Source organism: Saprospira grandis DSM 2844 (assembly GCF_000275825.1).
Classification (GTDB): domain Bacteria; phylum Bacteroidota; class Bacteroidia; order Chitinophagales; family Saprospiraceae; genus Saprospira; species Saprospira grandis_A.
The window spans coordinates 4,090,374-4,105,712 of the sequence record NZ_JH719942.1 but is presented as its reverse complement, the minus strand read 5'-3'; the positions used below and the strand labels follow the sequence as shown (position 1 = coordinate 4,105,712).

The 15,339-nt window shown below is 46.8% G+C and carries 9 protein-coding genes; 2 read left to right on the top strand and 7 right to left on the bottom strand.

Translation table 11 applies throughout. The annotated features are described in order from the left end of the window. Positions 1 to 238: 238 nt before the first annotated feature. Positions 239 to 3,967: a T9SS-dependent M36 family metallopeptidase gene (locus tag SAPGRDRAFT_RS18180; RefSeq protein ID WP_002660887.1), complete on the bottom strand. Its 3,729-nt coding sequence runs from the start codon at positions 3,965 to 3,967 to the stop codon at positions 239 to 241. Positions 3,968 to 5,066: 1,099 nt separating this feature from the next. Here SAPGRDRAFT_RS18180 and mnmA point away from each other — a divergent pair. Together mnmA and SAPGRDRAFT_RS18160 are read left to right on the top strand one after the other, a co-directional pair. Next, positions 5,067 to 6,242, top strand: a complete 1,176-nt coding sequence (gene mnmA / locus SAPGRDRAFT_RS18165; RefSeq protein WP_002660883.1) for a tRNA 2-thiouridine(34) synthase MnmA — start codon at positions 5,067 to 5,069, stop codon at positions 6,240 to 6,242. A 124-nt stretch (positions 6,243 to 6,366) separates the two neighbouring features. After that, positions 6,367 to 7,479, top strand: a complete 1,113-nt coding sequence (locus tag SAPGRDRAFT_RS18160; RefSeq protein WP_002660882.1) for a hypothetical protein — start codon at positions 6,367 to 6,369, stop codon at positions 7,477 to 7,479. A gap of 213 nt (positions 7,480 to 7,692) precedes the next feature. Here SAPGRDRAFT_RS18160 and SAPGRDRAFT_RS18155 read toward each other — a convergent pair whose 3' ends face one another. The 6 genes from SAPGRDRAFT_RS18155 to SAPGRDRAFT_RS18130 all read right to left on the bottom strand — a co-directional run bounded on the left by SAPGRDRAFT_RS18155 (position 7,693) and on the right by SAPGRDRAFT_RS18130 (position 15,338). Then, the gene (locus SAPGRDRAFT_RS18155) at positions 7,693 to 8,721 is read right to left on the bottom strand and encodes a Gfo/Idh/MocA family protein (protein ID WP_002660881.1); all 1,029 of its coding nucleotides are present in this window, start codon (positions 8,719 to 8,721) and stop codon (positions 7,693 to 7,695) included. Between the two features lie 10 nt (positions 8,722 to 8,731). Continuing rightward, positions 8,732 to 9,835 (bottom strand): glycosyltransferase, encoded by a 1,104-nt coding sequence (locus SAPGRDRAFT_RS18150; protein WP_002660880.1) that lies wholly within the window; start codon positions 9,833 to 9,835, stop codon positions 8,732 to 8,734. Between the two features lie 191 nt (positions 9,836 to 10,026). After that, positions 10,027 to 11,172: a glycosyltransferase family 4 protein gene (locus tag SAPGRDRAFT_RS18145; RefSeq protein WP_002660878.1), complete on the bottom strand. Its 1,146-nt coding sequence runs from the start codon at positions 11,170 to 11,172 to the stop codon at positions 10,027 to 10,029. Between the two features lie 194 nt (positions 11,173 to 11,366). Further along, on the bottom strand, positions 11,367 to 13,235 hold the full coding sequence (gene asnB / locus SAPGRDRAFT_RS18140) for an asparagine synthase (glutamine-hydrolyzing) (RefSeq protein WP_002660877.1): 1,869 nt from the start codon (positions 13,233 to 13,235) through the stop codon (positions 11,367 to 11,369). Between the two features lie 5 nt (positions 13,236 to 13,240). Further along, entirely contained in the window at positions 13,241 to 14,206 is a 966-nt protein-coding gene (locus tag SAPGRDRAFT_RS18135) for a glycosyltransferase family 2 protein (RefSeq protein WP_002660875.1), read from the bottom strand. Between the two features lie 166 nt (positions 14,207 to 14,372). Further along, positions 14,373 to 15,338 (bottom strand): glycosyltransferase family A protein, encoded by a 966-nt coding sequence (locus SAPGRDRAFT_RS18130; protein ID WP_002660874.1) that lies wholly within the window; start codon positions 15,336 to 15,338, stop codon positions 14,373 to 14,375. Between the last annotated feature and the right edge of the window lies 1 nt (position 15,339).

Below are 15,339 nucleotides of genomic sequence, written 5' to 3'. Positions count from 1 at the left end.
CAGCCCTCGCTTTGGGTCCAAAGGCGGCGCAGCCGCCACAGCCGTAGGCTGATGGCTTAGTGAGCTGTAAGGGGGCCGCGAAGCGGCAGACCCAAGCGGCGCAGCCGCTGCAGGGCCGAGCAGACCTGCGAGCCCTGAAAGGGAACGCCCCGAGCCCTTGAGGGCGAGGGGAAGCCCCAAAAAAAGCCCCTCAACAAAAAAGTTAAGGGGCTGAGAAAAAAATAAGCGTCCATAATGATTATTGGACCAGCAAGCGGAGGCTATGGCTACCATTTTTATCCGTCAATCGAAGGATATAAAAGGCCGGAACCAACTGCTGAAGATCAATTTCTAGGCGGCTTTGGCCAATGGCCAACGGCCAGCTATTGAGAAGGCGGCCATCTAGACTGATGAGTTCTAGTCTTTGTTCGCTTTCTAGCGGCTGGCTAAAGCTAAGCGTACTGATCTCCTTGGCGGGATTGGGTTGTAGCTGCATGCTATTGCCATTGGCCAAGTTCTGGATGCTACTTTCTGTGATCGTAATCGTTTCGCTATATACACAGCTGCTATTGCCATTTACGGTGAGCGTAATAGTGTAAGTGCCTGGCAGGTTGTAGCTATGTGTGGGGTTTTGTAGGCTAGAGCTGTTGCCATCGCCAAAATCCCAGGCCCAGCTAGAGGCATTGGCAGATTGGTCAGTAAAGCTGAGGTCCAAATCGCTAGCCGTATAGCTAAATACCGCCCCATTATTTACATTGAGGCTAACATTGCCAAAGGGAGAGCGGCAAGGCGCTTCCTCTACCTCCCAATCATAGACATAATACCAGAAGTCCAAAGGACCTGTAGTGGCCGAAGAGCTATTGATTGACAATAGGCCAGGGACCACATAAGGATAACTAGCGCCGGCATTATTTCGGAAAAGATTGATAGAGGTTCCACCAAGGCTATAATTTCCTGGACCGGGCACCTCTAGGCCGAGTTCTACTCTTTGTGGACCGCCCACTGCGTTAATGGTCACTTGGTCCACAATATTTCCGCTGCCATCATTGGCATCCCAAAGATAAATCGTTCTTGGTCCAGCATTTCCAGCATCAATCCATCCAGAAACAATGACCAAAGGCTTGAAGGCCTCAAAATTTTGGCTGCCGGTAAATCCAGTATTATGGTAACCGCCATTTCCTGAGGCTCCAGCCGAATCAATACCGACAAAGCTTCTGGGGTAGAAAGTTACGCCCTCCATTTGATAAGTTGTATTGTTATTGAGGTTGGGCGTAACGAAAGTGATGCTAGTATCTAGAGGGGTTCCTTGGGCGTCGTACCAAATTACGCTATTGCTGCTTGTATTGGCGCTAATGCTCGTGCTGCCTGGGCAAATCGTTTGATTTGCTGCGGTGGGGGCTGTAGGTATACTAATCGTCACTATGCTGCTCACTGTATCGCTACCTAGGCTATTGCTGACGACAAGGACCACATTATAGCTGCCATTGGCGCTATAGCTATGGCTAGGATTGGGGAGGGTGTCCGTATTTCCGTCGCCAAAGTCCCAGCGCCATTGTTGGGGCACATCTGTCGACTGGTCTTCAAAATTAACGCTACTACCGCAGGCCGAAACCAAAAGGCTGTTAAAGTTGGCCGTAGGGGCTGTTACTGGCGTTTGGCAAGAAGTGGGCAGGTCAAAAGCCTCTGTTTGGTCCGAGCGGTTATTGCTACTTCCTTGGTCTGCGCTAGCGCCCAAACCACGGCGGGCAAAAACCTCCCAGATTAAACATTGGTTGGCTCCTCCATAGAGTAGTTGGTCGGCTTGGAGGATAGCGTCACGGCCATCGACAAAGCCGGGGCTACAGGGCTGTAATTTGATTCCATTGATGACCAAATTCATCGCCATATTGTTTCCAGCAGTACCATTGTAAAGGTCGGCATCATAGCCATATTGATCAATAAGAGCCCAGTTGAGATCCCAAAGTGCTGTTGCCCAAACAAAGCCGACTCCATGGGGCTCCGAAAGGTTCGTATTATTTACATCGCCATAAGTGTAGCTATTAACGGCCATATCTGTGGTATAAGGAGCTGGGCGAATTCCCGTTCCGGTAGTGGCTTGGCCAGTGGCAAAAGTACCGATGCCACGGACGTCAGTAGCTTGGTCGCCTGGCTCAATAGTCATCATCAACCCAAAGTAATCGGACCAACCTTCGCCCATTTGCTCTGCATTACCGAGGCAGCCCGAGTTAGAGGCGCCCCCGGTCAGGCGAGTAGAGATACCGTGGCCATATTCATGGGCAATAATGCCATTATCAAAATCGCCATCTTTATCAAAGTTAGTGGAAAAGTTACCGATACTCGCATTGACAGTTCCATTGGCCATTTCGGCAACAATAGCGGCTCCATCGGTATCGCTAATCATAATGCTAGGGATATTGCTGGTTCCTGTTCCACCCATAGTAATGGGTGCACCAGCAGTGTTATTGATGACAATAACGGCCAAGGCTCCAGCGGCTTCTGCGGCTTGCACCTTAGCGATAAAAGTACAGTTTCCTCGATATACTACAGCAATTTTTCCGCTGAGGCTAGCTGCATTAGCTAGCGGGTCGCAGGCATCATTGGGATCGGGGGCGGTAGCATCATTGGCAAGGACCAGATCCTCTGTAATGGGCGTGGTGGGTGCATTGGGGCCAAAACTGCCCTCTGTGGCGGTATATGTTCCGGCGATGCTGCTTGGACTATTAACATCTAGCAGGCTAGTAGCGCCCCCGCCATTGGTCCAAAGAAACATTTGCATAGTGGGACTGCTGCCTTCTGGGGGTGTTCCGAAGTTGGCGTTGTTGGTTCCGCCGCCATCTTGGGCCTCTGCAAAGACATAATCGCCGCCTTGGCCGCCACGGCCATAGTTATTCTCTTGAAAGTTTCCGCTGGCCTCATCAAAACCATAGTGGTACCAAACGTCATGCGTCAGGTTATTCCAGTAAAAGAGGTTAGTGATGGCGGCATCCTCATAGGCTGCGGGTTGTTGATTCATGTTGAGGGGGAAATCAAAATTGAGTGCGCTACCGCCATCGGGAGAATAGCCCGGCTGATCTGCTGCGGCTCGGTCCTCATAGGCATGCACATTATTTCCGCGGGTGATGCTGTATTCTGCGCCAGTTTGTCCATCTGTATCATGCCAACCGAGGGGAGAGGCCGTTGTATCGGCGGGATCAACTTCTAGGGTTCGGCTACCGTGGTTGGGGCTCTCTAGGGGCTCTGCAAAAACTCGATATTGTGCGGGCAGGGCATTATTGGCTAGTGTTCCGCTTACTGTGGGCAGATGGGGGACATCGGGGCGGCTACAATTGCCAAAAGCATGATCGGCAAAGCTACAATGCTTGATCCAATCTTCTTGGCCCAAAATTTCCCCATTTTGGGCATCAATGCGGAGCGACCACCAATGCTGTTTGTTCGTTTGGTAGATGCTTAGGTCCCAAGCAAGGCGGATTTCGCCTTCTGGCCCCGGCTGATAGCAAAGTTTTAGGGGAATATTCTCTAGAGAAATGCCCGCAGGACTAAACAAATAGCTAGTTGGGCCACTGCTTTCTAGTTCCCTTAGGTTTTGCAAAGGGGGCAAATAAAGGGCATCGGCGGCTTTTTGGATGGCTGTTGCGGGCGTAATTTGGGCGCTTCCGGCCAAAACTCTTTGGGCCAAATTAGCTTCGAAGCGGTTGCCCAGACTAACAAGCTGCCCATTTTTAAGGTTGAGGTTGATCACGGCATTTTGGACCTCAATGCCTTGGTACATTTGGCGAATATAAATGTGTTCTACGCCAGTTTGTTTGCTTTGGTGGCGGTCATAAATCCTCCATTCTGATAGGTCCGAGGGACTGAGTCCCAGTTGTTTTTGCTCTTCTAGCAACAACTGTTGAATCTGTTCTTGGCTAGTTTGGGCCCAAACTTGGGGCCCGCAGAACAGCAACAACAGCCAGCAGCCCAAAGTAGGGAGTAAAAGGTTGTTTTGCATAAGAAATGAATCAAAAAGGTTAGTAAAATTTAAACAAAGATTCAGCTTTTTGGCCTTAAATTCAAAATTAAAGCTTGTAAAAGGCTGTTTTTTAAAAATAAATTTGGTTTTACTTGTTTTAACATTAGGTTTTATTTTATGTATAGTGTTTTAATTTGGGGCTTCCAGCTCGCCAAGGGCTCGCTGGCGTTACGCTACACAGCTCGCAGGTCTGCTCGGCCCTGCAGGCTTTTTCGCTTTGCTTCAAAAGCCTTTGGTCTGCCGCCTTCGGCGGCCCTGCTGCGCATCACTAAGCCGCTCAGCGGGAGAGGGGAGGCTGAAAGAAGCGGCTGCGGCGCTCTTGGTCCAATAAACGGCTTTGCAGGCCCGAAGGGCCGCAGGCTGAGGGATAGATAGCAGTGGCCGAAGGCCAGACCGAGCTTTTTTGAGCGCAGCGATAAAAAGCGATGGGCCGAGCGAGTAGCGAGCTGCGACATAGCCCGACCCGAGCGAAGCGAAGGGGCAGCCCCAAAAATAAACAGCAATAGAGCAGTAATAGATTAAAAACAGCCAAATCATTGTCGATAGGGGGCATTTTGCGCCACTCTATTTAACATAATATAAATTATAGGCAAATATAGGGTTGTTAAAAGGGAGAGAGGCCCTGTAGATCGGCCTTTGGGGAAATTCGGGCGTTTATCTGGAGATTTATTGCTTGTTTTCTGGGCTTTGGCTGGCTTATTTTGGGTTGATTTTGATGGCTTTGCTTCTTTTGGTCCTTGGGTTTATTGCTGGGCCATTTTTCTGCATTTTCTTGGGCCTAATATATTTTCCTCTTCTTTTTGTTTGCTGCTGTGCTTGTTTTTGGGGCTTTATTGTTTCAGCGAGACAAATTTGGCTCATCCCCCTAATTTTGGCTATGTTCTACTTGTTTAATCTGTTCAAAGAAACGTCTTTAGCCAAAAGACATTATAAAGCGCTGTTTTACAGCTAGTTAAGTCCAAAATATAGCTTTAAACAAACATTTAGGCCCTTTAATCGTTGAATCCACTATTTAGCGCCGTATATTTGCGGCTGCTTAGCGAAGAGCATATTTTTAGCTCAGAAATCAGTAGGAAAAATGAATGGAAAACGAGTAGTTGTCGGCCTTTCGGGCGGTGTAGATTCGAGTGTAACGGCCTATCTTCTTTTGGAGCAAGGTTATGAGGTGATTGGTCTTTTTATGCGAAATTGGAATGATGATTCGGTCATTGAAGAAAGTGAGTGTCCTTGGATTGAGGACAGCAATGATGCGCTTTTGGTGGCTCAGGAACTGGGCATTCCTTTTCAGGTAGTGGATCTAAGTGAGGACTATAAAGAGCGGATTGTCAATTATATGTTTGCGGAATACGAGGCGGGCCGCACGCCTAATCCCGATGTACTTTGCAATCGAGAAATCAAATTTGATGTCTTTTTAGAAAAGGCTTTGGAGTTGGGTGCCGATTATGTGGCGACGGGGCATTATTGTCAAAAAACGAGCATTGAAAAAGGTGGGCAGTTGTATCATCAATTGAAAGCTGGGGCCGATCCGAACAAGGACCAGAGTTATTTTCTTTGTCAGTTATCTCAGCAGCAATTGGCCAAGGCCCTCTTCCCCATTGGGCATTTGCAGAAATCTGAGGTTCGGGAAATTGCCAAGGAACAGGGATTGATTACCGCAGAGAAAAAAGATTCTCAGGGACTTTGTTTTGTGGGTAAAATCAAATTGCCTGTATTTTTGCAGCAGCAATTGGCCCCAAAAACGGGACAAGCCATAGAACTCGCCGCCGATTCGCCCATTTTTAAGCCTGCTGCTACAGATGACTTAGCCGATTTGGCGCGCCCCTACCCTTTTTCGCCTGATTTGGGTAAAGTGGTGGGCGAACATACTGGCGCACATTTTTTCACGGTGGGTCAGCGCAAAGGTTTGCAGTTGGGTGGATTTAAAGAGCCTCTTTTCGTTTTGCATACCGATACTGAGAAAAACATTGTTTATGTGGGCCAGGGCAAGCAGCATCCGGGTTTGTATCGCCCCGCCTTATTTATTCCCAAGGAAGATGCGCATTGGCTGCGGCCAGATTTGCGTCTAAAAGCGGGCGAAAAAATGAGCATTATGGCCCGTATTCGCTACCGCCAAGCGCTGCAGAAAGCAGCATTGATTGCACAGGAAGAAGGGCTTTACTTTTTGTTTGAGGAAGCGCAAAGAGGCGTTACTCCGGGGCAGTTTGCCGCTGCTTATTTGGGTGATGAATTGGTCTTTTCTGGAGTAATTCAGTAAGCAAAAAATGATACGAGCAGGCAAATATTGACGGCCTTTATTTTAAAGCCCCACTGATAATCAAGTTGTTATCAGTGGGGTTGTTTTTTGTCTTCATTTGGTTTTTAACTAAAACCAAAATTAAATGAAAGCGATTTTAGTCTTATTTATTTCTCTGTTTGGCGGTACTCTTCTTTTGGGCCAAGATTTAGTTCGGCCTGTGGTTGATCTGCAATTTAAGGTTCCGCCCTTAGGTTCAAAAGTATTTTACTACAGCTTTGAAAAAGGAGATAAAGTTCGGCTGAGCTGTGAAGAGCTCAAGGGGAAGAAAATCAAGAGCCTGAAGTTTGAGACGGATGAAGGGCAGCTCCTTTTTCAGGCCTATAAAGTAGAAAAAATAGAAAAAGAGATAGAAATTATGAGCCGGGGTGTTTATGCTCTACGCATTGGACATGGCGGTTTTGGGAGCCGGCTCTCTGCGCTCAAGATTAGTCGAGAGGCAGCTAGCGAGGCCACTAAAGACTTTAATACTGCTTGGGTTTGGCAAGAATTGATTGACAGTAGTTACAGCAGCTACAGCAAAGATACCATTATTGGCTATGAAAGTTATTTGGTTAATAAGAGTAGAAGAGTTCTTGTTGCGGTAGATACTTCCTTTAGCTACATCATAGATAGAAAAGAGCGGGTACATTCTGAAACGGCCATAGGCAAAAGCAATCTGAGTTTGGTCCAGTTTTATCTTCCCAATAATCAGTATGCGCCAAACAAGCTGCGGCCTTATAGCAGCAAAGAGTTGATTGCTTGGTCCTATTGGATTGGCGTGGGACAAAAATCCTTAGAGCAATTTGAAGCTAGGGATCGAAAAATTAAAGGGGCGCTTACTGTGGTTGGGGCTATTTCGGGTTATGGACTTTTGGCCCAGGTGGTCACAGCGGGAGTAGATTTATCTAGCGACCCTAATTTGGGAGATAATGTCAAGTACAGTTTTTCTTCCTCCTTAGGAGTTTTTCAGAAGGGAAATGGTCCAGAGGCTATGGCTAAGGTCCAAAGTCCAAAGCAGGGATTAGTTAATTTGCAGTTAGAGAACGATAACTTTAGAGAGGGCATAGATGTGCATCTAAAGATCGGGGCTCTTTTTGTGCATAAACGTTGGAAAGATGAAAACTACCAAGTAGAAAAACAGCGGCCCATTATCAAGAAGCTAGAGAAACAAAAATTAAAAACTAAACGTCGAAAAATCAGAGTGCCGGCCCAATAGGTTTTCTGCCCTCCTCCCCTTGGGGTCATAAAGACCGCCAGGCGCCATTTGGCCCAGCGCTGCGGAGCGGGTGGCCGAAGGCCAGACCGAGCAAAACGAGCGCTAGCAAAGTTTTGCGAAGGGCCGAACAGACCTGTGAGCCCCGCAGCATAGCGGCGGCCAGCTTTGCTGGCCGCGGGCCCCAAATCTTCTTTATTGTTCTTGAATTTCTTTTTATTTCAGGGCATAAATCTTTTCTATAATCTCCACCACCTTCAGTCCTTCTAGGGCGTTGGTGCTGATGTTTTTCCGCCCCTTGAGCACATCCACCACATTTTCTATCACATAAGAATGATTGGCCGCAGAGCCTTTATAATGCCCATAATCATTGGGGGGGTTGGCGGGGGGCAGTTCGGGCATTTCATAGTCTTCAATTTTGCAATATTCGACTTCGTTCATGTATTGGCCGCCAATTTTCAGGCTCCCCTTGGCCCCAATAACCGTCAGGCTGCTTTCCATATTTTGTTGATAGACAGCCGTGGAGTAATTGATGCAGCCCATGCCACCATTGACAAAATCGAATTGGACCAAGCCCGAATCCTCAAAATCGGTCATTTCTTGATGCTGAAAATCGGCAAAGCGGGCCGAGATGTTCTTAATATCCCCAAAAAGCCAGTACATCATATCTACAAAATGAGAAAACTGGGTAAAAAGGGTTCCCCCATCGGCTGCGGCTTGGCCTTTCCAGGGGTGTGGCTGCCCGCCGGGGCGATAATAGCGCTCGTCTCGGTTCCAGTAGCAGTTGATTTGGACCAATTGGATGGCCCCCAAGCGCTGCTCTAATAGCAGTTGTTTGAGCCATTTGGCGGGGGGCGAATAACGATTTTGCATCACTACAAATATTTGTTTGGACATCTGCAGGGATTTATAAATCAGGGCCTCACAATCTACTTTATTGAGTGCCATGGGCTTTTCAATAACCACTTCTTTGCCCGCTTCTAGGCCCAACAGCCCTTGCTCGGCATGGCAACCATTGGGCGTACAAATGCAAAGCAGTCGGACCGATTTTTCTTGGACCAGGAGCTCCGATAAACTATTATAAAAGGGCAGTTCTTCGGCCCAATCTGGCAAATTGAGCTCCGATTTGGGCCGAATATCGCAAATTGCGCAGGCTTCGGCCTCTTGTTGCTGCCGAATCATGGCCAAATGCCGTTTGCCCACAAAACCAAGGCCCACAACGGCAAATTTTATCTTTTCTGACATCTCTATTTTCTTAAATTTCTTGCAAATAAGCATCTATTCGCTGCAGCTGCGCCAAATAGCTATTGGCCTGCGCATAAGCTTTGCGCTCTGCTTGCAACTGCTCACTATTGATCTTGTCTAAATTGGCCAAGGCCCAAGCAAACTTAGCGGGCAATTCCGCATTATTCTCCACCATATAGACCCAGTCTTTTCGCTCCTTATACTCATCTATAAAATGGCTAATCACGGCTTTTCCCCGACTCAAATACTCTAATATTTTATGTGGGTTGGCCATGGCCGCCGGATTCTTATCGCCCTCATAAGTCATCAAAAACAAATCGAAATGGTCCAAATAAGCGGGCAGCTCTGCCGAGGGTTTGGGGCCCAATAAAAAGCAGTTCTCTAGCTGCGTCAATTGCGCAATCAATGATTTGCGCTCGGTACCCGACAAATTCCCCTTTTCATAAGGACCAATAAAATAAAAATCAACCTCCCCTTGCTGCTTTACAATGCTCAATAAGGCTTGCTCATCTAAAAAAGGATAGTTTAAATTGCCCACATAGCCCAGCTTAATTCTCCCCGATCGAGGCGAAAAATCTATCTTGGGCGCTGGGGCCAAAAAATGCTGGGCCAAACCATGATTGATAAAATGCATGGGCGTGGGTCCATTGGCTTGGAAACGTTGGATAATTTTGTGCGAACTAGCAAAAAGGACTTGGGCCGAATTGATTACGGCCTGCTCCAAAGGACAAATATGCGGATCTACAGGATGATAAATGCGGTATGCTGCCCCAAATTGCTTTAAGTCTTGAAAGCGAAAAGGGTCAAAACTCCAAACAATATCTGCCTTGGCTTCGGCCAACTGATACAGCCGCCGAATCAAGCCCGCATTGGCCCATTTTCGCAAAAAGTTGGGCCAACGCTGCACCCCTTTTCGCCAGCCAGTGCTATAATCCAAAACCCATAAATTGGGCGCCACTTTTTGCTTGGCCCATTTTCCCGAAGGCGGATTCACAAAATAAACAGAATTGCCTTTTTGGGCCAATAAGCTGGCATAATGATGCTTAGACACAAAACTTTTGCCCCAAGCTTCGGGCGATAAAATAAAGATGCTCTTCCCTCGAAGAATATTCATAATTGCTTTTTTCTGGTTATTTTTTTGGGGCCTCCCTTCGCCCTTAGGGGCTCAGGGCGCTAGGTTGCGGGGCTCGCTACTCGCTCGGCCCTTCGTTTTTTTCGCTTTGCTCAAAAAACTCGGTCTGGCCTACGGCCACCCCTCCACAGCGCTAGGCCTGCGGGCGCTTTGCGCCCTGTACTCTGCTAGCATTACCCTTTAGGGACCAAATTGCCGTAAATCTGACCAAGGCGCGCCATTTCTGTAGTTCTATTGGCCAGGCCCTTAGCTCGAAGATAAGCTTCTTCTATCATTTCTGTTTGGGGCTGCTCCAAAGCTTTTTGAATTTCTTGGGCCAAGGAGTCGGCGGTCCAGGCCTTAAACTGCAGGCAAGTTCCCGAAAAAAGGTCCTCATCATAGGCTAAAGGAGGCAAAACAAGGGGCGTTTTACTGAGCATGGCTTCTATGGCCGTTACGGGGGTTCCATCTGATTTAGGCGTCATGACCACCAAGCTAGCAGACTTATAAGTTTGCCAAAGGGCTTTTTGGTCCAAATTCGGCAGCCAGATATAATTAGCTTGGCCATTTTGCATTAGCTGGGCAATTTGCTTTAGATAAGCCTGCTCTTTTCCGTCTTTATTGACAAAGACGAACTGGTATTGCTCCAAAACAGCCTTAGGCAAAAGCTCAATGGCCGCAATAGCCAACTCATGCTGATAAAGTGGGCGCATGGCTCTGGGGAAAAAGACAAATTGCTTTTCGTTTAGCGCTTTTGGCAAAGCCTGGGGCTGTTCTTCTTCAAACTGTTCTACATCTACGCCAGTGCGGATGATGGCAATTTCTTTTTGGACCTGTGGGAAATGCTGCTCAATACTTTCGGCTTGTCGCAAAGAGGTAGAAACAATTTGGTCCAATTGGCCGAAAGCCCGGCCATAAAAGTGGCGAATAAGTTTATTCTTCCAGCCTTCATCTTGAAAAAACTGGGGAATCGTTTGCAGCACATCGGTTCCTCGGCTGGTTAGGACCATTTTCACGCCTAGGCTTTTGCGGAAATAGGCCCAAAGGGCATTGGGTTCGGCATAAAACAGATGCAATAAATCAATTTTATGTTCTTTCACCCAAGTTGCCAATTTATTCATTTCTCGATAGCTACGAATAAAGTGACGGATAGAAAAATCTTCTATTTGGCCCAGATATTCTACATTTTCCTCGGCCAGGAATTGCTTCCATTGGGGAGATTGGAGATGAGCTTGATGATGCGCCCTAGAGACGACAAAACAAGGATGGTCTTTAGTGAAAAAGCGCATCCATTTAAGATCGTGAATGAGGCCGGGATCGGCTAGATAAAGAATATTCATAGTTGAAATGGTCCAAAAGGTATAGAATGGAGGCGGCAAAGCCGCCTTGGCCGCAGGCCAAATGGCCTAGCGCTGTGGAGGGGTGGCCCAGAGGGCCAGACCGAGCCAGCTTGCTGGCGAAGGGCCGAGCGAATAGCGAGCCCCGCAACCTAGCGCCCTGCGCCCTTGAGGGCGCAGGGAGGCCCCAAAACAACCTAATCCAGATGTTTTTCGGCCCAAAGCTCGAAGCAGAGGAGAGTCCAAATGCGGAGTGCATCCTCATTATTGCTTGCTTTTTGGTGGTTTTCCCAGACTGTATCGAGATAATGGGCTTGAAAATAAGGGCGTTTTTTGAGTTGGTTGAGCAATTCTTCTCCCCAGCTTTTGGCGGCCCCGCGCAACCAGTCGCCGATAGGAATACTAAAGCCTTTTTTGGGACGATTTAAGATTTGGGGATCAATTTTGGTTTTGGCCAATTGCTTGAGTAAAAACTTATTTTGGTTTTGGTAAAACTTAAGTTCATCGGGTAGGCTAAAAGCGAAATTGAGCAAATCGATATCGAGAAAAGGCGAGCGAACCTCTAGGGAGTGGTACATAGAGGCGCGGTCCACCTTCGGCAGATAATCGTTGAGCAGGCGGGTTTGTAGGGAGCTGCGCATCAGTTGGTCCACCGCAGTTCCTGAGCCTGCAAAATTGTTCCAGACTGTTTGTAAATGTTTTTGGGCGTTGGGGGCTTGTTTTTGGGTATATAGGGCCTCTTTGGACCAGAACCCCATTTGTCGAAAGAGGCGTTTTTCGGCGGGCAGTTGTAAGTAGGCATAATAGGCGCCCATATTTTCCTTTTTGCCTTTTAGTCGGCTCATTATTTTATCTAATTGGCTAACTAAATATTGATTTTTGGGATATTTTTTGGCAAACTGGCTACTTCTGAACGCCAGGCCATAATCGGGATAGCCACCAAAAAGCTCATCGCCTCCATCGCCGGAGAGGGCCACCTTATATTCTTTAGATATCGCCTGGCAGACCAGCGAAGAAGGCAAAATACTGGCATCGGCAAAGGGTTCACCGAAATAATCCATCAGGCCCTCCAATTGATCGAAGAGTTGATCTTCCACTACAATTTCGTGATGATCGCAATCATAGCGTTGGGCCAAGGCCTTGGCCTCTGCAAATTCGTTCATATCGATTGCTTCGGCAAAGCCGATGGTAAAGCTAGGGACTCTTTGGCTTGACTCTTCGGCCATCAGGGCCGTAATCAGGCCAGAATCTACGCCACCGCTTAGAAAGCAAGCGATAGGGACATCACTCACTAAGCGTTTGCGGATCGCTTTTCGGAGCATATTTTCGCTTTGGTCTAGGGCCTCCTTTAAATTGAGAGCTAAGGGTTCTTTCTTTTTCAGGCGCCAGTAAGTAGACAATTTTGGGCATCCGCCTTCCAGCTGAAGTTGAAGAACTTGAGCGGGGGGAATTTGTTTAATCTCTTGCCAGATCGTATGTGGTTGAGGGCTTGATAGCTCCGTGAGGTAGTAATCGAGGCTAGCGAGGTCTAGTTGTGCATTGGGGAGTTGAGCCTTAACGATGCGGATATCGGAAGAGAAAAAAAGCGCTTGGCCGGTCCAGCTATAGTAAAGTGGTTTTTTGCCTAGGCGGTCGCGGACCAAAAACAATTTGTTTTCCTTTTGGTCAAAAAGGGCAAAAGCGAACATCCCATCAATCTTATCCAGCATTTTTTGCAGGCCCCATTGTTCATAGGCGGCCATAATCACCTCTGTATCGCTCAGCGTATTGAGTTTGACATACTCTTGGCTTAGTGCTGTTCGGATAGCTTGATAATTATAGATTTCTCCATTGAAGCTAATCCAGCAGCGGCCACTAGCGGATTGCATAGGTTGTTGGCCTTCTTCGGAGAGCTCGATAATAGAGAGGCGGCGGTGGAAGAGTTCTAATTGTCCGGCGGGGAGAGCAAACGCTTTTTCGCCTTTGGCCTCTGGGCCACGTCTTTCTAGGGCGTTAAAGATAAGCTCCTTTTGGGCGGGAGAAAAAGCTTGGCCTGAGCGATTAAATTGTCCGGCGATACCACACATAAAAATTAGTTCAAGAGGTTAAAGTTAGCTTTGCGTAAGATATAAAAAGCAGTTCGGTAGTTAATCAATTTTTTAGGGTTGATTTTTATGGATTGCAGGGCGGCAAAAAAGGCAGAGCGATAAAGCTTTTCATACATATATCCTGCGGCATATTCGCGGCAGAGCAAATCTGGTTCTTCTTTATAGGGTTGGCAAAGCTTTTCTAATTGGGCGACACATCGTTCTACTTCATTTTTTTGCAGGGCGTCCTTTCCTTCTGCTGCTCTTTCTAAAGCTAGCCATTGGACCAATTTATGGCTAACTGCATTTTCTGCCTTTAGGGTTTTAGATAGCGAATTTTCAGATTGTCTATAGTAATATAGGAAATGGGGAATATTGCTGCATTTCATTTGTTCTGCGGCCCGATAAGACAGATCGTAGTCTTCATTACCAATTCGGTTGAGAAATGGCCGATATCCTCCTAAGCGTTTAAACAAGTCGGCTCGATAAACCATAGTTGGGCCACAAAACTGATTAAAATTTTTGAGTTCTGCTCGAATAGCATCAGCCGAAACATGTTTCTTTTCCTTTCTCAAGACTTTATTATCATCTGATATTTTAGTATAGAATGTTCCACATAAACCGTGGTCGGGCTTAGCTTCTAAAAACTGCAGTTGTAATTCAAAGCGATTGGGCGCGGAATAGTCATCTGCATCGTGAACAGAAAGGTATTTTCCTTCTGCCCGCTCTAGTAGCAAACGGTTAATCGTTTTGATTTTACCTATATTCTTATCGTTGTGATCTGTTTTAAAGCGTTGATCTTTGGCGGCCCATTGGTCTAGAATAGTGCGACTGTCATCGCTAGAACCATCGTCTGCTAACCAAAATTCTATGGGGCTATAGGTTTGGGCAGCTAGAGATTCGAGGCATTCTTCAAGATAAGGGGCTGCATTATAAACAGAGAGTACAACTGATATTAAGGGTTTATCCATTTTAGTTAGTTATCTTTACATAGAAAGAAATCAGCCATTTTTCAGCTTGACTTTAAAGCTTTTATCGTTAATATAGCCAAGGGTAGTACTAAACAAGCCTGTTATCTCTTAATGAAGGGGAATCTATAGTTAAACTTCGCTGCACTGCACACCTAAGTGGTTAAAATTAAAAAACAAGCTTAATATTAGCTTTGCGTAAGATATAAAAAGCAGTTCGATAGTTAATCAATTTTTTAGGGTTGATTTTTATGGATTGCAGGGCGGCATAGAATGCTGAACGATAAAGTTGTTGATACATATAGGCGGCAGCATACTCTCTATAAAGCAGATCTGTTTCTTGGTAATACGGTTGGCAGAGCTCCTGAAGTTGAGCGCTTGCACGTTCTTCTTGTTCTAATTGCAGTGCATCTTGTCCTTTTTCTTTACGCTCTTGGGCTAGCCATTGGACCAGCTTGTGGCCCATAGCATTTTCGGCCTTCAAGGTTTTGGAAAAAGAGTTATTGAGTTGGCGATAAGCATATAGGTTATTGGGGAGGTTACCGCCTAGTTCTAGCTCTAGCATTCTGTAAGAAAGGTCATAGTCTTCATTGCCGATTCGGTTAAAGAATTGGCGGTAGCCCCCTACTTTTTGGAAAAGGCTTGCTCGGTAGATCATAGTGGCCCCACAAAACTGATTGTGCTGAGCGATTTGGGCTTTGATTATCTTGGGGTCGCTTTCTTTTTGATGTACTGCAATTCGCTGGCCTTTTGCCGTAATTGTCTCATAGGCGGTTCCACAAAAGCCAAAGGTTGGATGGGCCAATAAGAAATTTATTTGCAGCTCAAAGCGATTGGGGGCTGAGTAATCGTCTGCATCATGTACGGAAAGAAATTCTCCATTTGCCTTTTCTTTAAGCAGGCGGTTAATGGTTTTTATCTTGCCTAGGTTTTCTTCATTATGATCTGTTTTAAAGCGACTATCTTTGGCGGCCCAACGGTCTAGAATGGCTCGGCTGTTATCGCTAGAGCCATCATCGGCTAGCCAAAACTCTATGGGGGAATAAGTTTGCTTGGCTAAGGCGCTTAGACATTCTTCCAGATAAGGGGCTGCATTATAAACAGAGAGGACAACTGATATTAAGGATTTATCCATT

What these genes read in the sequence shown, in the direction of transcription:
- SAPGRDRAFT_RS18180 (WP_002660887.1), bottom strand. Translation starts at nt 3,967, where the DNA reads ATGCAAAACAACCTTTTACTCCCTACTTTGGGCTGCTGGCTGTTGTTG.
- mnmA (WP_002660883.1), top strand. Translation starts at nt 5,067, where the DNA reads ATGAATGGAAAACGAGTAGTTGTCGGCCTTTCGGGCGGTGTAGATTCG.
- SAPGRDRAFT_RS18160 (WP_002660882.1), top strand. Translation starts at nt 6,367, where the DNA reads ATGAAAGCGATTTTAGTCTTATTTATTTCTCTGTTTGGCGGTACTCTT.
- SAPGRDRAFT_RS18155 (WP_002660881.1), bottom strand. Translation starts at nt 8,721, where the DNA reads ATGTCAGAAAAGATAAAATTTGCCGTTGTGGGCCTTGGTTTTGTGGGC.
- SAPGRDRAFT_RS18150 (WP_002660880.1), bottom strand. Translation starts at nt 9,835, where the DNA reads ATGAATATTCTTCGAGGGAAGAGCATCTTTATTTTATCGCCCGAAGCT.
- SAPGRDRAFT_RS18145 (WP_002660878.1), bottom strand. Translation starts at nt 11,172, where the DNA reads ATGAATATTCTTTATCTAGCCGATCCCGGCCTCATTCACGATCTTAAA.
- asnB (WP_002660877.1), bottom strand. Translation starts at nt 13,235, where the DNA reads ATGTGTGGTATCGCCGGACAATTTAATCGCTCAGGCCAAGCTTTTTCT.
- SAPGRDRAFT_RS18135 (WP_002660875.1), bottom strand. Translation starts at nt 14,206, where the DNA reads ATGGATAAACCCTTAATATCAGTTGTACTCTCTGTTTATAATGCAGCC.
- SAPGRDRAFT_RS18130 (WP_002660874.1), bottom strand. Translation starts at nt 15,338, where the DNA reads ATGGATAAATCCTTAATATCAGTTGTCCTCTCTGTTTATAATGCAGCC.